Source organism: Corallococcus sp. AS-1-12, from assembly GCF_020036995.1.
Lineage (GTDB): Bacteria > Myxococcota > Myxococcia > Myxococcales > Myxococcaceae > Corallococcus.
In genome coordinates this window covers 374,407-388,909 of record NZ_JAIQDD010000004.1, presented here as the reverse complement: position 1 = coordinate 388,909, position 14,503 = coordinate 374,407, and the positions used below count along the sequence as shown (strand labels likewise).

At 71.6% G+C, this 14,503-nt stretch carries 11 protein-coding genes; 6 read left to right on the top strand and 5 right to left on the bottom strand.

Features of this window, described 5'->3' with window-relative positions:
- Positions 1 to 192 precede the first annotated feature (192 nt).
- Positions 193 to 1,041 carry an HAD family hydrolase gene (locus tag K8556_RS08875; RefSeq protein WP_223739589.1) on the top strand — a complete coding sequence of 283 codons (849 nt, stop codon included), beginning with the start codon at positions 193 to 195 and terminating at the stop codon, positions 1,039 to 1,041.
- 78 nt (positions 1,042 to 1,119) lie between these two features.
- Here K8556_RS08875 and atpA read toward each other — a convergent pair whose 3' ends face one another.
- From atpA to atpH, 3 genes are all read right to left on the bottom strand, one after another.
- Positions 1,120 to 2,667 carry a F0F1 ATP synthase subunit alpha gene (gene atpA, locus K8556_RS08870; protein WP_223739588.1) on the bottom strand — a complete coding sequence of 516 codons (1,548 nt, stop codon included), beginning with the start codon at positions 2,665 to 2,667 and terminating at the stop codon, positions 1,120 to 1,122.
- 215 nt (positions 2,668 to 2,882) lie between these two features.
- Entirely contained in the window at positions 2,883 to 4,367 is a 1,485-nt protein-coding gene (locus K8556_RS08865; protein WP_223739587.1) for a PAS domain S-box protein, read from the bottom strand.
- Between the two features lie 149 nt (positions 4,368 to 4,516).
- The gene (gene atpH, locus K8556_RS08860) at positions 4,517 to 5,059 is read right to left on the bottom strand and encodes an ATP synthase F1 subunit delta (protein WP_223739586.1); all 543 of its coding nucleotides are present in this window, start codon (positions 5,057 to 5,059) and stop codon (positions 4,517 to 4,519) included.
- Positions 5,060 to 5,330: 271 nt separating this feature from the next.
- On the opposite strand from atpH, the gene K8556_RS08855 reads away from it, so the two are divergent.
- The 5 genes from K8556_RS08855 (at position 5,331) to K8556_RS08835 (ending at position 12,917) form a co-directional block, all read left to right on the top strand.
- Positions 5,331 to 7,157: an Hsp70 family protein gene (locus tag K8556_RS08855; protein ID WP_223739585.1), complete on the top strand. Its 1,827-nt coding sequence runs from the start codon at positions 5,331 to 5,333 to the stop codon at positions 7,155 to 7,157.
- A 93-nt stretch (positions 7,158 to 7,250) separates the two neighbouring features.
- Positions 7,251 to 8,423 (top strand): TIGR02266 family protein, encoded by a 1,173-nt coding sequence (locus K8556_RS08850; protein WP_223739584.1) that lies wholly within the window; start codon positions 7,251 to 7,253, stop codon positions 8,421 to 8,423.
- A 126-nt stretch (positions 8,424 to 8,549) separates the two neighbouring features.
- Complete coding sequence (locus K8556_RS08845) at positions 8,550 to 10,688, top strand: beta-propeller domain-containing protein (protein ID WP_223739583.1); 2,139 nt, start codon at positions 8,550 to 8,552, stop codon at positions 10,686 to 10,688.
- An 81-nt stretch (positions 10,689 to 10,769) separates the two neighbouring features.
- Positions 10,770 to 12,176 carry an MATE family efflux transporter gene (locus K8556_RS08840; protein WP_223739582.1) on the top strand — a complete coding sequence of 469 codons (1,407 nt, stop codon included), beginning with the start codon at positions 10,770 to 10,772 and terminating at the stop codon, positions 12,174 to 12,176.
- Between the two features lie 102 nt (positions 12,177 to 12,278).
- A complete protein-coding gene (locus K8556_RS08835) occupies positions 12,279 to 12,917 on the top strand; it encodes a LysM peptidoglycan-binding domain-containing protein (protein WP_223739581.1) in 639 nt (212 codons plus the stop codon).
- 81 nt (positions 12,918 to 12,998) lie between these two features.
- Here the strand turns inward: K8556_RS08835 and K8556_RS08830 are convergent, their stop codons facing one another.
- Both K8556_RS08830 and K8556_RS08825 read right to left on the bottom strand, forming a co-directional pair.
- Positions 12,999 to 13,712 (bottom strand): esterase family protein, encoded by a 714-nt coding sequence (locus tag K8556_RS08830; protein ID WP_223739580.1) that lies wholly within the window; start codon positions 13,710 to 13,712, stop codon positions 12,999 to 13,001.
- 62 nt (positions 13,713 to 13,774) lie between these two features.
- Entirely contained in the window at positions 13,775 to 14,485 is a 711-nt protein-coding gene (locus tag K8556_RS08825; RefSeq protein ID WP_223739579.1) for a YqiA/YcfP family alpha/beta fold hydrolase, read from the bottom strand.
- Positions 14,486 to 14,503: the final 18 nt, after the last annotated feature.

Below are 14,503 nucleotides of genomic sequence, written 5' to 3'. Positions count from 1 at the left end.
GGAGGCTCTACGGTGGGGGTGGCGGGGGCGTGGGACCACCCGACCCGGGTTCCATCCGGCTTTCCGGGAGTTGGCACCCGCCTCCGCCCGGAGGCAGGGCAGGGGGCTTGATTCGGGGCCGCCGACGGGGCGTCATTCAGGGCTTTCGTTCACGGCCGCGCTTCCAAGCGGCCGGGCTGCAAGGACAGGTGGATGGGAATCGCGTGCGTGGTGCTGGACTTCGATGGGACCTTCACGGACGTGCTGGCGGAGGGCGAGCCCTTCCTCAGGCACTTCCAGGACGCGCTGTACGCGGTGCTGGGGCAGGACGCGTCCCAGGCGTGGGCGGAGGAGGTCGCCGCGCTGCATGAGGGCGTGGACCAGTACGGCTGGGAGGTCGCGGGGCGCATCGTGGCGCCGGCCACCGCGGACCCCTACCTGACGGCCACCTGCACCGCGCACCGGCTGCTCAAGCGCTTCGGAAAGGGTGACGACGAAGCGCTGCGCACGGACACGGTGCAGACGCTGTACCGGGAGGCGTACCGGCACTCGGCCACGGCCTTCAAGGCGGAGGCCAAGGAGGTGCTGGAGGCGCTGCTCGCCACGGGCCTGCCCGTGTCCGTGGTGACCAACGCGCACACGGAGCTGGTGGAGGCCAAGCTGGACAAGCTGGCCCCCCGGGGCCGCGAGCGGCTGAAGGTCTTCGGCGACGCGCGCAAGTTCCAGTTGGAGGACGCGGAGCCGAAGGACGCGCGCTTCGACGCGCTGCCGGAGGCGCTCCACCTGGACGGCGTGCTGGGCCGGCCGGTGTACCTCAAGCGCGGGCGCTACTTCTCCGCGCTCAGGCGCATCTGGGACGCCACGCACACCGGCCCGGAGTCCACGCTCGTCGCCGGTGACATCTTCGAACTGGACCTGGCCATGCCCGCCGCGCTGGGCGCGCACGTGCAACTGGTGGAGCGCGCCAACGTGATGCCCTACGAGCGCGCCGCCGTGCAGCGCCTGGGCACGCGGGGCAGCGCGGACAAGAGCCTGCGCGCCATCCTGCCCCGGCTGCGCTGAAGGAAACGAAAAGCCCCGCCTCCCTTCTGAAGGGAGGGCGGGGCCGTCGTTACCGCCACCGCGCGTGGGGCGCGAAGACTAGACCTTGGAGCCCGGGGTCGCCTGGAACACGTCGTTGAACTCGGTCAGCGCCTTGTTGATGTTCGCCTTGATGTCGGCGGTCAGCTCGCGCTTGGCGACCAGGTCGGAGACGATGTTCGGGTACTTGCTGTCCACGAACTCCAGCATCTCCTTCATCCAGCGGACCACGTCACCCACCGGCACGTTGCGGATCCACCCGCGCTTGCCCGCGTCGTCCTTGTTGGTGGCGGCGTAGATCTGGATGACCTGACGCTCGACGGAGAGCGGCTCGTACTGGCCCTGCTTGAGCAGCTCCACCATGCGGGCGCCGCGCGCCAGCGTCTCCTGCGTGGCCTTGTCCAGGTCGGAGCCGAACTGGGCGAAGGCGGCCAGCTCGCGGTACTGCGCCAGCTCCAGCTTCATGGAGCCCGCGACCTGCTTCATGGCCTTGATCTGCGCCGCGGAGCCCACGCGAGACACGGAGAGACCGACGTTGATGGCCGGGCGGACGCCGGAGAAGAACAGGTCCGTCTCCAGGAAGATCTGCCCGTCGGTGATGGAGATGACGTTCGTCGGGATGTAGGCGGACACGTCACCCGCCTGCGTCTCGATGATGGGGAGCGCCGTGAGGGAGCCCGCGCCCTCCTCGTCGGACAGCTTGGCGGCGCGCTCCAGCAGGCGGCTGTGGATGTAGAACACGTCGCCCGGGTACGCCTCGCGGCCCGGCGGGCGGCGCAGGAGCAGGGAGAGCTGGCGGTACGCCACGGCCTGCTTGGAGAGGTCGTCGTACACGATGAGGCCGTGCATCTTGTTGTCGCGGAAGTACTCGCCGATGGCGACGCCCGCGTACGGCGCGAAGTACTGCATGGGCGCCGGGTCGGACGCGTTCGCCGCGACGACCGTCGTGTACTCCATGGCGCCGTGCTTGGTCAGCTTCTCCACCACCTGCGCGACGGTGGACTGCTTCTGCCCGATGGCGACGTAGATGCAGTAAACGCCCAGGCCCTTCTGGTTGATGATGGCGTCGATGGCGACGGCCGTCTTGCCCGTCTGGCGGTCACCGATGATGAGCTCGCGCTGACCGCGGCCCACCGGCACCAGCGCGTCCAGCGCCTTGATGCCCGTCTGCAGGGGCTCGTGCACGGACTTGCGCTTCACGATGCCGGGCGCCTTCACCTCCAGGCGGCGGTGCTCGGTGGCCTCGATGGGGCCCTTGCCGTCCACCGGCTGGCCCAGCGCGTTCACCACGCGGCCCAGCAGGGCCTTGCCCACCGGCACGGAGGCGATCTGCCCGGTGCGCTTCACGGAGTCACCCTCGCGGATGTCCTTGAACTCACCCATGATGGCGACGCCGACGTTGTCCTCTTCCAGGTTGAGGACCAGGCCCTGCACGCCGTTGGCGAACTCCACCAGCTCACCGGCGAGCGCGCCCTCCAGGCCGTACACACGGGCGATACCGTCGCCCACGGTCAGCACGGTGCCGGTCTCGGCGACGGTGACCTTCTTGCCGTAGTCCTTGATCTGCTCCCGGATGATTTTGCTGATCTCGTCGGCGCGGATTTCCATGGGCGTCTAGCGTCCTTGCGGAGGGGGCGGCCTTGAGGAAACGGGGATGGCCGCCGCGAATCTTGAGTACCGGGTGGCCCCCTATCACGGGCACCGGGACTCTCGCAACGCGCCACGCGCCGGGTCCTTCCCCCACCCCCGCACCCCTTTATCGCGCACGTAAGCCGGCGGCCCGGACACAGGGGGCCCCGCCCGCCCGCCCGGGGAGCCCGGCCTCAGGCGCCGGACAGGGAGGGGCCGTCCTCGCGGGGCAGCCACACGATGAAGCGGGTGCCGTCCGCCGCCCCCGACTCCACGGAGATGCGCCCGCCGTGGGCCAGGGCGATCTGCCGCACGATGAAGAGCGACAGCCCCAGCCCGTCATCCGCGGAGCACAGGGCGCGGTGCTTGAACGGCTCGAAGAGGGTGCCCTGGTACTCCGGCGGCACCCGGCAGTCCGGGTCGTGCACCTGCACCGTCACGCCGTCGAAGCGCCCCGTCACCTGGAGCACCACGGTCGAGGACACCGGGCCGTGGTGCAGGGCGTTGCCCACCAGGGAGTCCATCAACTGGAGCAGCCGCTCGCCGTCCCAGGAGCCCTTCAGGTCGCCCTGGACGACGAGCCGCAGGTCGCGGTCCGGGTGGGCCCGCTGCCGGTCCGCCACCACGCGCTCCGCCAGTTGCCCCAGGTGGACGGGGGCGGGGTGCACGGGCAGGCCGTTGGACAGCCGGGCGCGGGTGAAGTCCAGGAGCTGGCGGATCAGCCGCTCCACCCGGCGCACGCCGTGGCCCACCCGCCCTACCTGCTCGGTCAGGCCCTCCGGCATCGCCGGAGCGTGCTGGAGGGCCAGCACGTCGCACTGGAGCGTCTGGAGCGGGGCCTTGAAGCCGTCCCCCGCGGCGTCCAGGAACTGGTCGCGGAAGTGCTCCATCCGCATCAGGCGCTCCTCGGCGGCCTTGCGGATGCTCACGTCCCACACCGCGCCCATGCGCACCGCGCGGCCCTGGAACGTCGCCGACCGGCCCATGACCTCCACGGGGATGCGGCGGCCGTCGCGGTGGAGCACCGCCAGCTCGTACGGCGCCTCCAGGCCGCGCTCCATCACGTCGCGCGCGGGGGCGCGGAACTCCGGCGCCACGCAGTCCAGGATGCTCCGGCCGATCAGCTCCGCCGTCTCATAATAGCCCAGCAGGCGCCCCAGGCCGGGGCTGATCTCCAGGAACTGCCCGCGGTCGTGGAAGAAGTACCCGTCGCAGGAGACCTCCACGATGGAGCGCATGTGCTCCTCGCTCGCGCGCAGGGCCTCCTCCTCGCGAAGCCGCGCGGAGGTGTCCCGCAGGAGCAGGAGCACGCCCACCCCGGGGCCCGCCGGCATGGCGCTCACGGTCAGGTGGCGCAGCGTGCCCACCTCGCCGAAGCGGCCCGACACCAGCTCCTCCGCCACGCGCTCACCGGACTGCGCCCGCGCGAGCAGCGGCGACAAGGGAGGCGCCAGGCCCGGCCAGGCCTCCGACAGCAGGCGCCCCGCGAACAACTGCGCCGGGCGGCCGCACAGCGAAGCCAGCAGGTCGTTCATCCAGACGAGGCGGGAGGCCCCGTCCACCAGCGCCACCCCCCAACCTGGCGCGTTGAGCAACGCGCCCAGGAAGGGCAGGGTCTCCTCGGGAACCCCCGGGGTCGGAAGGGCTCCGGGAAGCCGTTGGAACACAGGCTGCGGCATGGGCGGGTCGTCTCGGAAAACGCGGGCTTGTCCGCGTTGACCAGAAGTATACCCATTCCCGGAGCCGACGGGAAATACAGGTTTGACTAGGACTGCGGGGCAACCCTGACAACCCGGCACGTTGGTCGTACCGGGAGTGGAGGCTGGGGTTACTTCAGCTCGCGGCGCATCTGCTCGAGCTGGGTGCGCAGGCTGCCGTCGTAGAGGGTGCCACCGACCTGGGCGGCCACGCCGCCGAGCAGCGCGGGGTCCACCTTGGTCTCCAGCACGACGTTGCGCTGGGTGAGCTGCTGGAGCGACTGCTGGAGCTGGGCGAGCGCGTCCGCGGAGAGCGGGACGGCGCTGGTGACCTGGCCCCGGACGCGGCCCGCGCGGGCGTCCGCCATGTCGCGGTAGAGCCGGGCGATGTCGGGCAGGTAGCCCAGGCGGTTGCGGTCCACCAGCAGGCGCAGCGCGTTGGCCAGCGCGGGCTCCGCGGGGGAGGGCATGGCCTGGAGCAGGGCCTCCACCACGCGGTTGCGCTGGGCGCGGCTGTAGGCGGGGTTGAGCAGCACGTCCGACAGCTCGGCGCTCTTGCCCACGACGGCGGCGAAGGCGTTGAGCTGCTCGGCGACGGCGTCGGTGCGGTTGCCTTCCGCTGCGACGTCGAGGATGGCGCGGGCGTAGCGGCGGGCGATGGAGACGTTCACCATGACGCTGGCGCCCTTAGCATGGGGCGTCCCTGGCGGCAATCATGCCGGCGCCATGCGTTGGGGCGCGTGGCCGCCCGGGCCTTCCAGGGGTCCAAGGGAACAGCGGGCGGGGAAGCGTGCACGGGTGGGCGCTCCGGGTGTGCGCTGGTGGCCGTCTGGAGGGCTCCAGGGGACCCCCGGAGGCAGGCCGGCGCCCGGCAATGGACGGCCCGGGTGCGACAGGACTTGGCGGAAGCGGGCGCTTACCCGTAGCGTGGGCCCCACCCTCGCCATGCAAGAACCTGTCATCGGCATCGACCTGGGCACCACCAACAGCGTCGTCGCGACCGTGGAAGACGGACGCCCGCGCCTCATCCCCTCGCGTTCGGGAGGGCGCCTCACGCCCTCGGTGGTGGGCCTCACCCGGGCGGGAGACCGCCTGGTGGGGCAGGCGGCCCAGGCGCTGGGGGAGGAGCACCCGGACGCGGTGGTGTGGGCCACCAAGCGCTTCCTGGGGCGCCGCTACACGCCGGAGCTGGTGCAGCAGGCCAAGGCGGTGGTGCCGTACCCGCTGGTGGCCGGCCCCACGGGCGACGTGCGCGTGAAGCTGTCCGGCCGCGTGCTGCCCGCGACGCAGGTGTCCGCCTTCATCCTGGGCGAGCTGCGCCTGGACGCGCAGGCGCACTTCGGACGGGACGTGCGCAAGTGCGTCATCACCGTCCCCGCCAACTTCGACGACAACCAGCGCCAGGCCACGCGCGAGGCGGCGGCCATCGCGGGGCTGGAGGTGGTGCGGCTGGTCAACGAGCCCACCGCGGCGGCGCTGGCGTACGGCCTGTCCCGCGGCTTCGAGGGCAGCGCGCTGGTGTTCGACCTGGGCGGCGGCACCTTCGACGTGTCCATCCTGGACGTGAAGGCGGGCGTCTTCGAGGTGAAGGCCACCGGCGGCGACCACGCGCTGGGCGGCGAGGACTTCGATCAGCGCATCGTCCAGTGGCTGCTGGCCCAGGTGGAGGACCCCTTCCAGGAGGCGGTCTCCCGGGACGCGCAGTCGCTGCGGCGCCTGAAGGTCGCGGCGGAGGCGGCCAAGCGCGAGCTGACGGAGAACGAGGAGGCCACCATCTCCGTGTCCGGCCTGGGCGACCACACGGCCGGCGTGAAGCGCTTCACCGAAATCAACACCGCGCTCACGCGCAGCTTCTTCGAAACGCTCTCCGAGCCGCTGTCGCGCCGCTGCCTGGAGGTCTGCAAGAGCGTGATGGCGGAGGCGCGGATGGATCCGCGCTCGGTGGACGTGGTGCTGCTGGTGGGCGGGATGACCCGCGTGCCGCTGGTGCGCCGGCTGGTGGCGGACTTCTTCGGCCGCGCCCCCTCCACGGACGTGCACCCGGACGAGGCCGTGGCGCTGGGCGCCGCGGTGCAGGCGGACGAGCTGGTCCGGCAGGCGGGGCAGGCGCTGCTGCTGGACGTGGCCAGCCAGAGCCTGGGCGTGGGCGTGATGGGCGGCCGCGTGAAGCGGCTCATCCCCAAGAACACGGGCGTGCCCGTGGTGGCGCGGGACATCTTCTTCCCGGGCACCTCCGGCCAGTCCGAGGCGCGCATCCCCGTGTACCAGGGGGAGAGCGAGTTCCAGGACGAGAACCACAAGCTGGGCGAGGTGGTCCTCAAGAACCTGCACGTCGCCAACCGCGGGGAGACGCCGCTGGAGGTCGTCTTCGAGCTGTCCGGCGAGGGCATCCTCGCGGTGAAGGCCACCGACCTGACCTCCGGCAACATGGAGCTGGTGCGCCTGGAGGCCCGGGCCGGCCTGCCGCAGGGCGAGGCCGAGAAGCTGGGCCAGGAGCAGTCCCATTACGCCCAGGCGCAAGGGGTGGTGGACGCGCGCAAGGCGGAGGAGACCTTCCGCAAGCTGCTGGAGCGCGGGGAGAAGCTCGCCCGCCTGCTCCAGCAGAGCGCCCGGGAGAACCCCAGCCCGGAGGCCGAGACGGCCGTGGGCACCGTGCAGCAGCTCCTGGTGGGCGGCAAGGACGCGCTGGCCGCCGGTGACGCCGCGCAGTGCGCCCAAATTGCCCGTCAGCTCACGAAGCTGCTGTCCGGCCGCGCGGAGCCCCGCGGCTGACGTCCCGCGGCGCACGCAACGGGCGTCCACCAGCGCACGTTGTGGCGCCGGGTCCGTGGTGCCTTCCCCGGAGTCCGCGTATCTCCGGGAGTCATGACGACCCCCGGCTTTTCTCCTCGCCCGAGAGATCTGGTCTTCGTGGTGGACGACTCGCGGACGGCGCGGGACGTGATGCGGCTGCACCTGTCGCGCATGGGCTGTGACGCGGTGGGGCTGGAGGGCGCGGATGCGTGCCTGGCGGAGCTTGCGCAGCGCACGCCGGCGCTCATCCTGATGGACCTGCACCTGGAGAAGCTCCAGGGGGACGAGGCCTGCCGTCTGGTCAAGGCGCACCCGGCGGGGCGCGACGTGCCGGTGGTGATGTTCACCGCGGCGGATGAACCCCATGAGGTGATGCACTGCGGGCGCGCGGGCGCGGACGACTTCCTGCCCAAGCCGGTGAGCCAGGAGGCGCTGGCGGCGAAGGTGGCCGCGGTGCGGTTGTCGCGCGAGCGCGCCTGGACGGGCCCGCCGCGCGGGCGGGGCGTGCTGCTGGTGGAGGGCGGCCGGTTCCTGCACACCTTCCTGGGCGGAGCGCTGGAGCACGAGGGGCTGCACGTGCTCTACGCCAAGGACCTGGACGACGCGGCGGCGCAGGCCACGGCCCACGCCGACCGGCTGGACGGCTTCGTGGTGGACGTGTCGCGGCTGCCGCGCGAGGCCCTGTCCCTGGCCACGCGCCTGCGCGAGCAGTTCGCGCGCAAGCCGCTGGTCCTGATGTCGCGGGTGGAGGAGGCGCCGGACGTGCTGGCCCGCGCGCAGGAGCTGAGCGGCGCGCCGCTGCTGCTCAAGCGGCAGTTGGGCGCGGACGAGCTGCTGGCGAAGGTGCTCGCGCGCCTGTCGCCGGGCACGGTGCCGCTGCGGGCCGCGGAGCGGGTGCCCTTCTTCACCGTGGTGGAGTTCAACACGCCGGGCGGCCCCACCCTCAGCGGCTTCAGCCACGACGCCAGCCCCCAGGGGCTCTTCGTGCGCACGCTCACGCCCGCGCGCGAGGGCTCGCGCCTGTCCCTGCGGCTGGTGATGGCCGGCCAGCGCACGCCCTGCGAGGCGCAGGCGGTGGTGGCGTGGTGCAACCCGCCCGGGATGGGGAGCGCGTTCCGCTCGCAGACGGGCATGGGCTTGAAGCTGGAGGGCATGGACGCGCAGTTGCAGCAGCGCTTCGTGCGCTTCGTGCCCCAGTCCCTCGGTTTTCCCACCGCGGGGCCCGTGCGCGCCTCAGGTTTCTGAGAGCGGTGGCCGCCCCCGCGCGCCTCCCAACCCCCCGCAATCACACACGGACGAGACGGGATTCTCCCCTGGCATGGGCGTGGCAAAGCGCCGAGCCCCGCGAGGCTTTCGAGGGAGGATTCACGGATGAGGCTGCGTCTTTTCGGAACGGTGGGGCTCACGCTCCTGGCGGTGGGGTGCGGTGACGGCGGGAACAAGGCCCCGGACGGGTTGGACAACGAACCGGTGCAGCAGTCGCTGAAGCTGGAGACCTTCAACGACTGCGCGGCGCTGGAGCGGTACATCGAGGACACCGCCACGAAGCAGATGCGCGCGAACCTGGAGCAGCAGAAGCCCGGGTACTGGGAGCGCTTCGGCCGGGGGACGCGCGGCGGCGTCGTCTTCGGGCCCATGCCCACGGAGGACTCGGCGGGGGGCGGCGTGAACGCCGGCGCCGGCGGCCAGGCGCCGAAGGACTCCACCGGCACCAACAACCAGGTGGAGGGCGTGCACGAGTCGGACTTCGTGCAGAACGACGGCACGCGCATCTTCGTGCTGTCGGGCAACCGGCTGTACGCGCACCGCTCGTGGCCCGCGGAGCAGCTCACGCTGGCGGCGACGCTGGAGGTGGAGGGCTGGCCCCGGGAGATGCTGCTCGACGCGCGGGACCGGCTGGTCATCGTCTCGCAGGTGGCCCGGTCGCTGCCGGGCACCCCGGCGAAGGTGGGCGGGGGCGGGGGCATGATGCCGGTCGCGGACATGGCCTGCTACGGCTTCAGTTGCGGCTACTACAACGCGGACAGCACCAAGGTGACCACGGTGGACGTGTCGGACGTGGCGCACCCCACGGTGGTGGATCAGGTCTACCTGCCCGGCGTCTTCACCCAGGCGCGCCGCGTGGACAGCAACGTGCGGCTGGTGCTGTCGGACGCGTTCCGCTGGCCGGAGGACGTGAAGTTCTGGGTGGAGTACTCGGAGGACCTCTACAAGGACGAGGGCAAGCTCACGAAGGCCATCGACGCGCTCATCGACCAGAACGCGAAGCGCATCCGCGCGAACACGCTGGACCAGTGGCTGCCCGCGGGCAAGCACGTGGACGCGGCGGGCGTGGAGACGGCGCTGCCCACGTCCTGCGGTGACTTCTACCGGAGCAACGCGCCGTCCTCGCTGGGCTTCGTGACGGTGGCCTCGCTGGACCTGGACGCGCGCACGGCGGCGCCGGGGCGCACCAGCCTGGTGGCGGAGCCGGGCACGGTGTACGCGTCCAGGGAGTCGCTGTACCTGGCGCACCCGCATTCCTGGTGGTGGCCGGAGCCGGGGCAGAAGGACTTCACCTACCTGCACAAGTTCGACCTGCGCCAGCCGGGCCGCGCGGTGTACGCGGGCTCCGGCACGGTGGAGGGCACGCCCGTCAACCAGTTCGCCCTGGATGAATACGAGGGCGTGCTGCGCCTGGCCACCACGGTCACCACGCGCATCCCGGAGCCGGAGCACGAGGACTGGTGGTGGGGCCGCACCACGACGTCCAGCCGCGTGACGACGCTGGGCGTGAAGGACGGGCGCCTGACGGAGCTGGGCCGCAGCGAGGACCTGGCCGAGGGCGAGCGCATCTTCAGCGCGCGCTTCGCGGGCCCCCGCGGCTACGTGGTGACCTTCCTCCAGGTGGATCCGCTCTTCACCTTCGACCTGAGCGACCCGGCCCACCCGCGCAAGGTGGGCGAGCTGAAGGTGCCCGGCTTCTCCACGTACATGCACCCGGTGGGGGACCACCACCTCTTGACCCTGGGCGTCCACACGGACCCCAACGGCGGCTGCTGCGGGACGCGCGCGCTGAAGCTGTCCCTCTTCGACGTGAGCGACCTGGCGAACCCGAAGGAGACCGCCACCCAACTGGTGGGCGAGGCCTACGGCTGGAGCGAGGCCCTCTACGAGCACAAGGCCTTCAACTACTTCGCGGCCAAGGGGCTGGTGGCCATCCCCTTCACGGACTACTCGAAGTACTACACGACCTACGACGACTACTGGCAGGGCTTCCGCACGGAGCTGCGCGTGTTCCGCGTGGACCTGGAGGCGGGCATCTCCCCGGTGGGCGCGGTGCCCATGTCGGACCTGTTCAAGACGACGAATCTGCCGCAGTGGAGCTACTACTACGCGCCGGAGGTGCGCCGCAGCGTGATGGCGGATGACTACGTCTACGCCATCAGCGACGCGGGGGTGCGCGTGTCGAAGGTGGACAGCCTCCAGACGCCGCTCGTCACGGTGCCGTTCCCGGTCAGCACGCCCTGACGCAGGCGGGCGGGCGGTCAGACAGGGTGGGGGGGATTGCGTCGCTTGCGCCAGCGCACTCCCTTCCCTATAGGCCCCGTCATGCCGCCCGAAGCCGCAGAGCCCTCCGTGTTGTCCTCCCCTCCGGCCCGCGGCGCCAGGGGGGAGCTTCGCGCCCTGCTGCGGCTGGCGCTCCCCCTCTGCATCGCGCAGGCGGGCCAGTCCCTGATGGGCGTGACGGACACCTTCATCGTCGGCCGGGCCGGCACGTCCGCCCTGGCGGCGGTGGGCCTGAGCCACGCCCTCTTCTTCGCCGTCAGCAGCTTCGGGATGGGGCTGATGATGGGCGTGGATCCGCTGGTGTCCCAGGCCATCGGGGCCGGCAACCCGCGCCGCGCGCGGGACGTGCTCTGGCAGGGAGTGTGGCTGTCCGCCTTCGTGGGCGTGGTGCTGTGGGCGGTGCTCATCACCGTTCCATCCGGCCTGCCGTGGGTGGGCGTGGCGGAGGAGCAGATCGTCCAGGTGCGCGCCTTCCTGCACTTCCGCGCCCCCAGCCTGCCCCTGATGCTCATCTTCCTCACGGTGCGCGCGTACCTGCAGGCCATCGGGATGCCCCGGCCGCTGGTGGTGGCCGCCGTGCTGGCCAACGTGGTCAACCTGCTGCTGGTGCCGCTGTTCGTCTTCGGCGGCCAGTCGCTGCCCGCGTGGGCGGGGCCGCTCACCCACGTGCCGGCCATGGGCGCGGCGGGCGCGGCGCTGTCCACGCTCCTGTGCACGGTGCTGGAGGTGCTCATCGTCGCGCGGGCGGTGCAGGGCATCCCCGTGCCGGGCACGCCGTCGCGCAAGCCGGTGAAGGCGGACCAACTGAGGGCCTTCCGGGTGGGGCTGCCCATTGGCCTGCACATCGCGGCGGAGGTGGGCGTGTTCGCGCTGGCGGGCGTGCTGGCCGCGAAGCTGGGGCCGGTGAGCGTGGGCGCGCACCAGATTGCCCTCTCCTTCGCCAGCCTCACCTTCACCATGGCGCTGGGCATCGGCAACGCGGGCAGCGTGCGGGTGGGCTGGGCCGTGGGCGCCCACGACACGCCGCAGGCCCGCAGGAGCGGGCTGATGGCCTTCGCCACGGGCGCGGTGGTCATGTCGCTGAGCGGGCTCGTGTTCGCGCTCTTCCCCCGGAGCCTGGCGACGCTGGCCGGCGCGCCGCCGGAGGTGCTGCCCCTGCTGCTGCCCCTCCTGATGGTGGGCGCCATCTTCCAGGTCTTCGACGGCGTGCAGGGCGTGGGCGCGGGCGTGCTGCGCGGCGCCGGCCAGACGCGCTTCACCTTCGTGGCCAACATCGTGGGCCACTACGCCGTGGGCCTCCCCCTGACCCTGCTCCTGGGCTTCCACCTGGGCATGGGCGTGCTGGGCATCTGGTGGGGCCTGTGCGCGGGGCTCATCACCGTGGCCGTCGCCGTGCTGTGGCGCTTCTGGCGCGTCAGCGCGGGCACCCTCCGGCCCCTGGAGGGCTGAGGCGGGAGGGTGTGGAGTTCCAGTGTGGGCGGAAACTCCAAGAATCTAGGAATCGGACGCAACCTGGATCAGGAAGACCCGACAATTGTCGCAGGAGCCTTCATGTCCAACTACCGCATCCGCCCTGGCGACACCCTCTCTGGCCTGGCCGCTCGTTTCGGCACCACCGTGCAGAAGCTGGCGCGCGACAACAACATCTCGAACCCGGACCTCATCATCTCCGGGCGGACGCTGCGCATCGGCCACTCCGGCCGTGACAGCTTCGACGCGGGCGGCGGTCAGGGCCTGCGTGGCGGGCGCGGCGTGGGTGGCGGCGCGGACGTGGGCGGCCCGATGGGAATCGCCCCCACCGGCGGGACCGCCACGGGGCGCCGGCTGGCGGAGGCGGCGCGCGCGGCGGCCATGGGCATGGGCGGCTACAACAGCCAGGGCCTGTGCGCCACGGGCGTGAGCCGGGCCATCCGCAACTCCATGGGCATCGGCGTGTCGGGCAACGGCAACCAGATCGACAACAACCTGCCGCGCGACAAGTTCCGCCAGGTGGACATGTCCCTGGAGGACGCGCTGAAGATTCCGGGCCTCGTGCTCACCTGGGAGAGCACCTCCACGCGCCTGGGCAGCATCTACGGCCACACGGCGGTGACGCTGGGCGACGGCCACTCGTCCGCCAGCGACTTCATCGAGCGCAACACGACGAACAACGGCCGCTCGGGCTTCAAGGTGTTCATGCCCATCGAGTAGCCCTCCCGGCTCCTCATGGCGCATCACGAAAAGCCTCCGGGTCCCTCCGACCGGAGGCTTTGTCGTGTCCGGCGTCCGGCTTCAGGCCGGCAGGTACTGGCGGATCATCCGCCGCCACACCGGCCAGTCGTGGGTGCCCCCGTCCCAGATGGACAGGTCGTTGCGGATGTCCTTCTGCCAGAGGAGCTTGGAGAGGTTCTCGTTGGAGGGGCGGCAGAAGTCGTGCTCGCCCACGGCCAGGGTCATCTCCACGCGGCGCAGGGCGGACAGGCGCCCGGGGTCGTTCAGGCCCGGCAGCCACTGCGGCGCGGTGTGGAAGTACACCTGTTCGTCGTGGTGGCCGTCCAGGAAGTCCTCCGTCTCGAACTTGCCGCCCATGGAGATGAGGCGCTGGAAGACGTCCGGGTGGCGCAGGCCCACGTTGTACGTGTGGAAGCCGCCCAGGCTGCACCCGGCGAGCGTGAGGCGGCCTCCGGAGGCGCGGCCCTTCGCGAGCGGCACCACCTCATGCAGCAGGTAGTCCTCCCACTGGGCATGGCGGGCCACGCGCACGGCGGGGGCGACGCCCTTGTTGTACCAGGACTCCTCGTCCACCGAGTCCACGCACACCACGACATAGCGGCCCGCGGCGATGCAGTCCGAGATGGCGCCGATGAGGCCGAAGTCCTCGGCCTGGAAGAAGCGGCCCTTGCTGGTGGGCACCAGGATGACGGGCTCGCCCGAGTGCCCGAACAGCAGCACTTCCATGTCCCGGTTCAGCCGCGGGCTGTGCCAGCGGTGGTATTCGCGGTTCATGGCCGCCAGATTAACCGGCGCATTCGCGGCGCGAGCGGGGCGGCCACACGGACGCGCCCGGCTCAGCCGCCAGTGAACACCTGCCGGGGTTGCTCCACACCTCGCCACGGGGTGAGAAAGGCATCCGCCTCCCTCGCGATGAGCTCCAACGAGGCGGTCAGCTCGTGCCCGTCGTCCACCTCCACCAGCCGGACGTGGCGTTTGCCTTTGGACCATTCGCGCGAGTAGCGCACGTCGCAGGTGTCGTCCTGGCGGCCGTGGATGATGAGGGTGGGCACGCGCACGTCGGGCCAGGGGCCGCGCTCCGCGTCCATGCGCTGGGCCTCCTCGATGATGCCGTGGTGCACGCGCGTGCGGCGCTTCTCCGCGTGGTCGTCCGTCTCCAGGGAGCCCGTGCGCTTCCACTCCGCCCAGTGATGGGGGCCCAGGCGGCGCTGGAGCTGCTCCACGAAGTGGAAGGCCGGGGCCAGCAGCACCAGCGCGCCCACGCGCGCGTCGGCTTCCGCGGTGCGCGCGGCGACGAGCCCGCCCAGGCTGGAGCCGATGAGGACGGCGCGGTCGTTGGGGGCGCCCAGCGCGTCCCGCACGGTGTCCAGCATGGCGTGCAGGCTCAGGTGCTCCAGCGACGGCACGCGCAGGTTGAGGCGCTCCAGGGGGATGCCCTGCTTCGCCCAGTATGCGTCCAGCCAGACGCCCTTGGCGGACAGGGGGCCGGAGGCGAAGCCGTGCAGGTAGAGCCAGCGGGGACCAGCGGTGGGGGGCGGCGCGTTCATGGGCGCGCACTGTACCCG

Excerpts from the sequence above, each read along its gene's own strand:
- K8556_RS08845 (WP_223739583.1), top strand. The coding sequence starts at position 8,550 with ATGAGGCTGCGTCTTTTCGGAACGGTGGGGCTCACGCTCCTGGCGGTG.
- K8556_RS08840 (WP_223739582.1), top strand. The coding sequence starts at position 10,770 with ATGCCGCCCGAAGCCGCAGAGCCCTCCGTGTTGTCCTCCCCTCCGGCC.
- K8556_RS08830 (WP_223739580.1), bottom strand. The coding sequence starts at position 13,712 with ATGAACCGCGAATACCACCGCTGGCACAGCCCGCGGCTGAACCGGGAC.
- K8556_RS08865 (WP_223739587.1), bottom strand. The coding sequence starts at position 4,367 with ATGCCGCAGCCTGTGTTCCAACGGCTTCCCGGAGCCCTTCCGACCCCG.
- K8556_RS08850 (WP_223739584.1), top strand. The coding sequence starts at position 7,251 with ATGACGACCCCCGGCTTTTCTCCTCGCCCGAGAGATCTGGTCTTCGTG.
- atpA (WP_223739588.1), bottom strand. The coding sequence starts at position 2,667 with ATGGAAATCCGCGCCGACGAGATCAGCAAAATCATCCGGGAGCAGATC.
- K8556_RS08835 (WP_223739581.1), top strand. The coding sequence starts at position 12,279 with ATGTCCAACTACCGCATCCGCCCTGGCGACACCCTCTCTGGCCTGGCC.
- atpH (WP_223739586.1), bottom strand. The coding sequence starts at position 5,059 with ATGGTGAACGTCTCCATCGCCCGCCGCTACGCCCGCGCCATCCTCGAC.
- K8556_RS08825 (WP_223739579.1), bottom strand. The coding sequence starts at position 14,485 with ATGAACGCGCCGCCCCCCACCGCTGGTCCCCGCTGGCTCTACCTGCAC.
- K8556_RS08875 (WP_223739589.1), top strand. The coding sequence starts at position 193 with ATGGGAATCGCGTGCGTGGTGCTGGACTTCGATGGGACCTTCACGGAC.
- K8556_RS08855 (WP_223739585.1), top strand. The coding sequence starts at position 5,331 with ATGCAAGAACCTGTCATCGGCATCGACCTGGGCACCACCAACAGCGTC.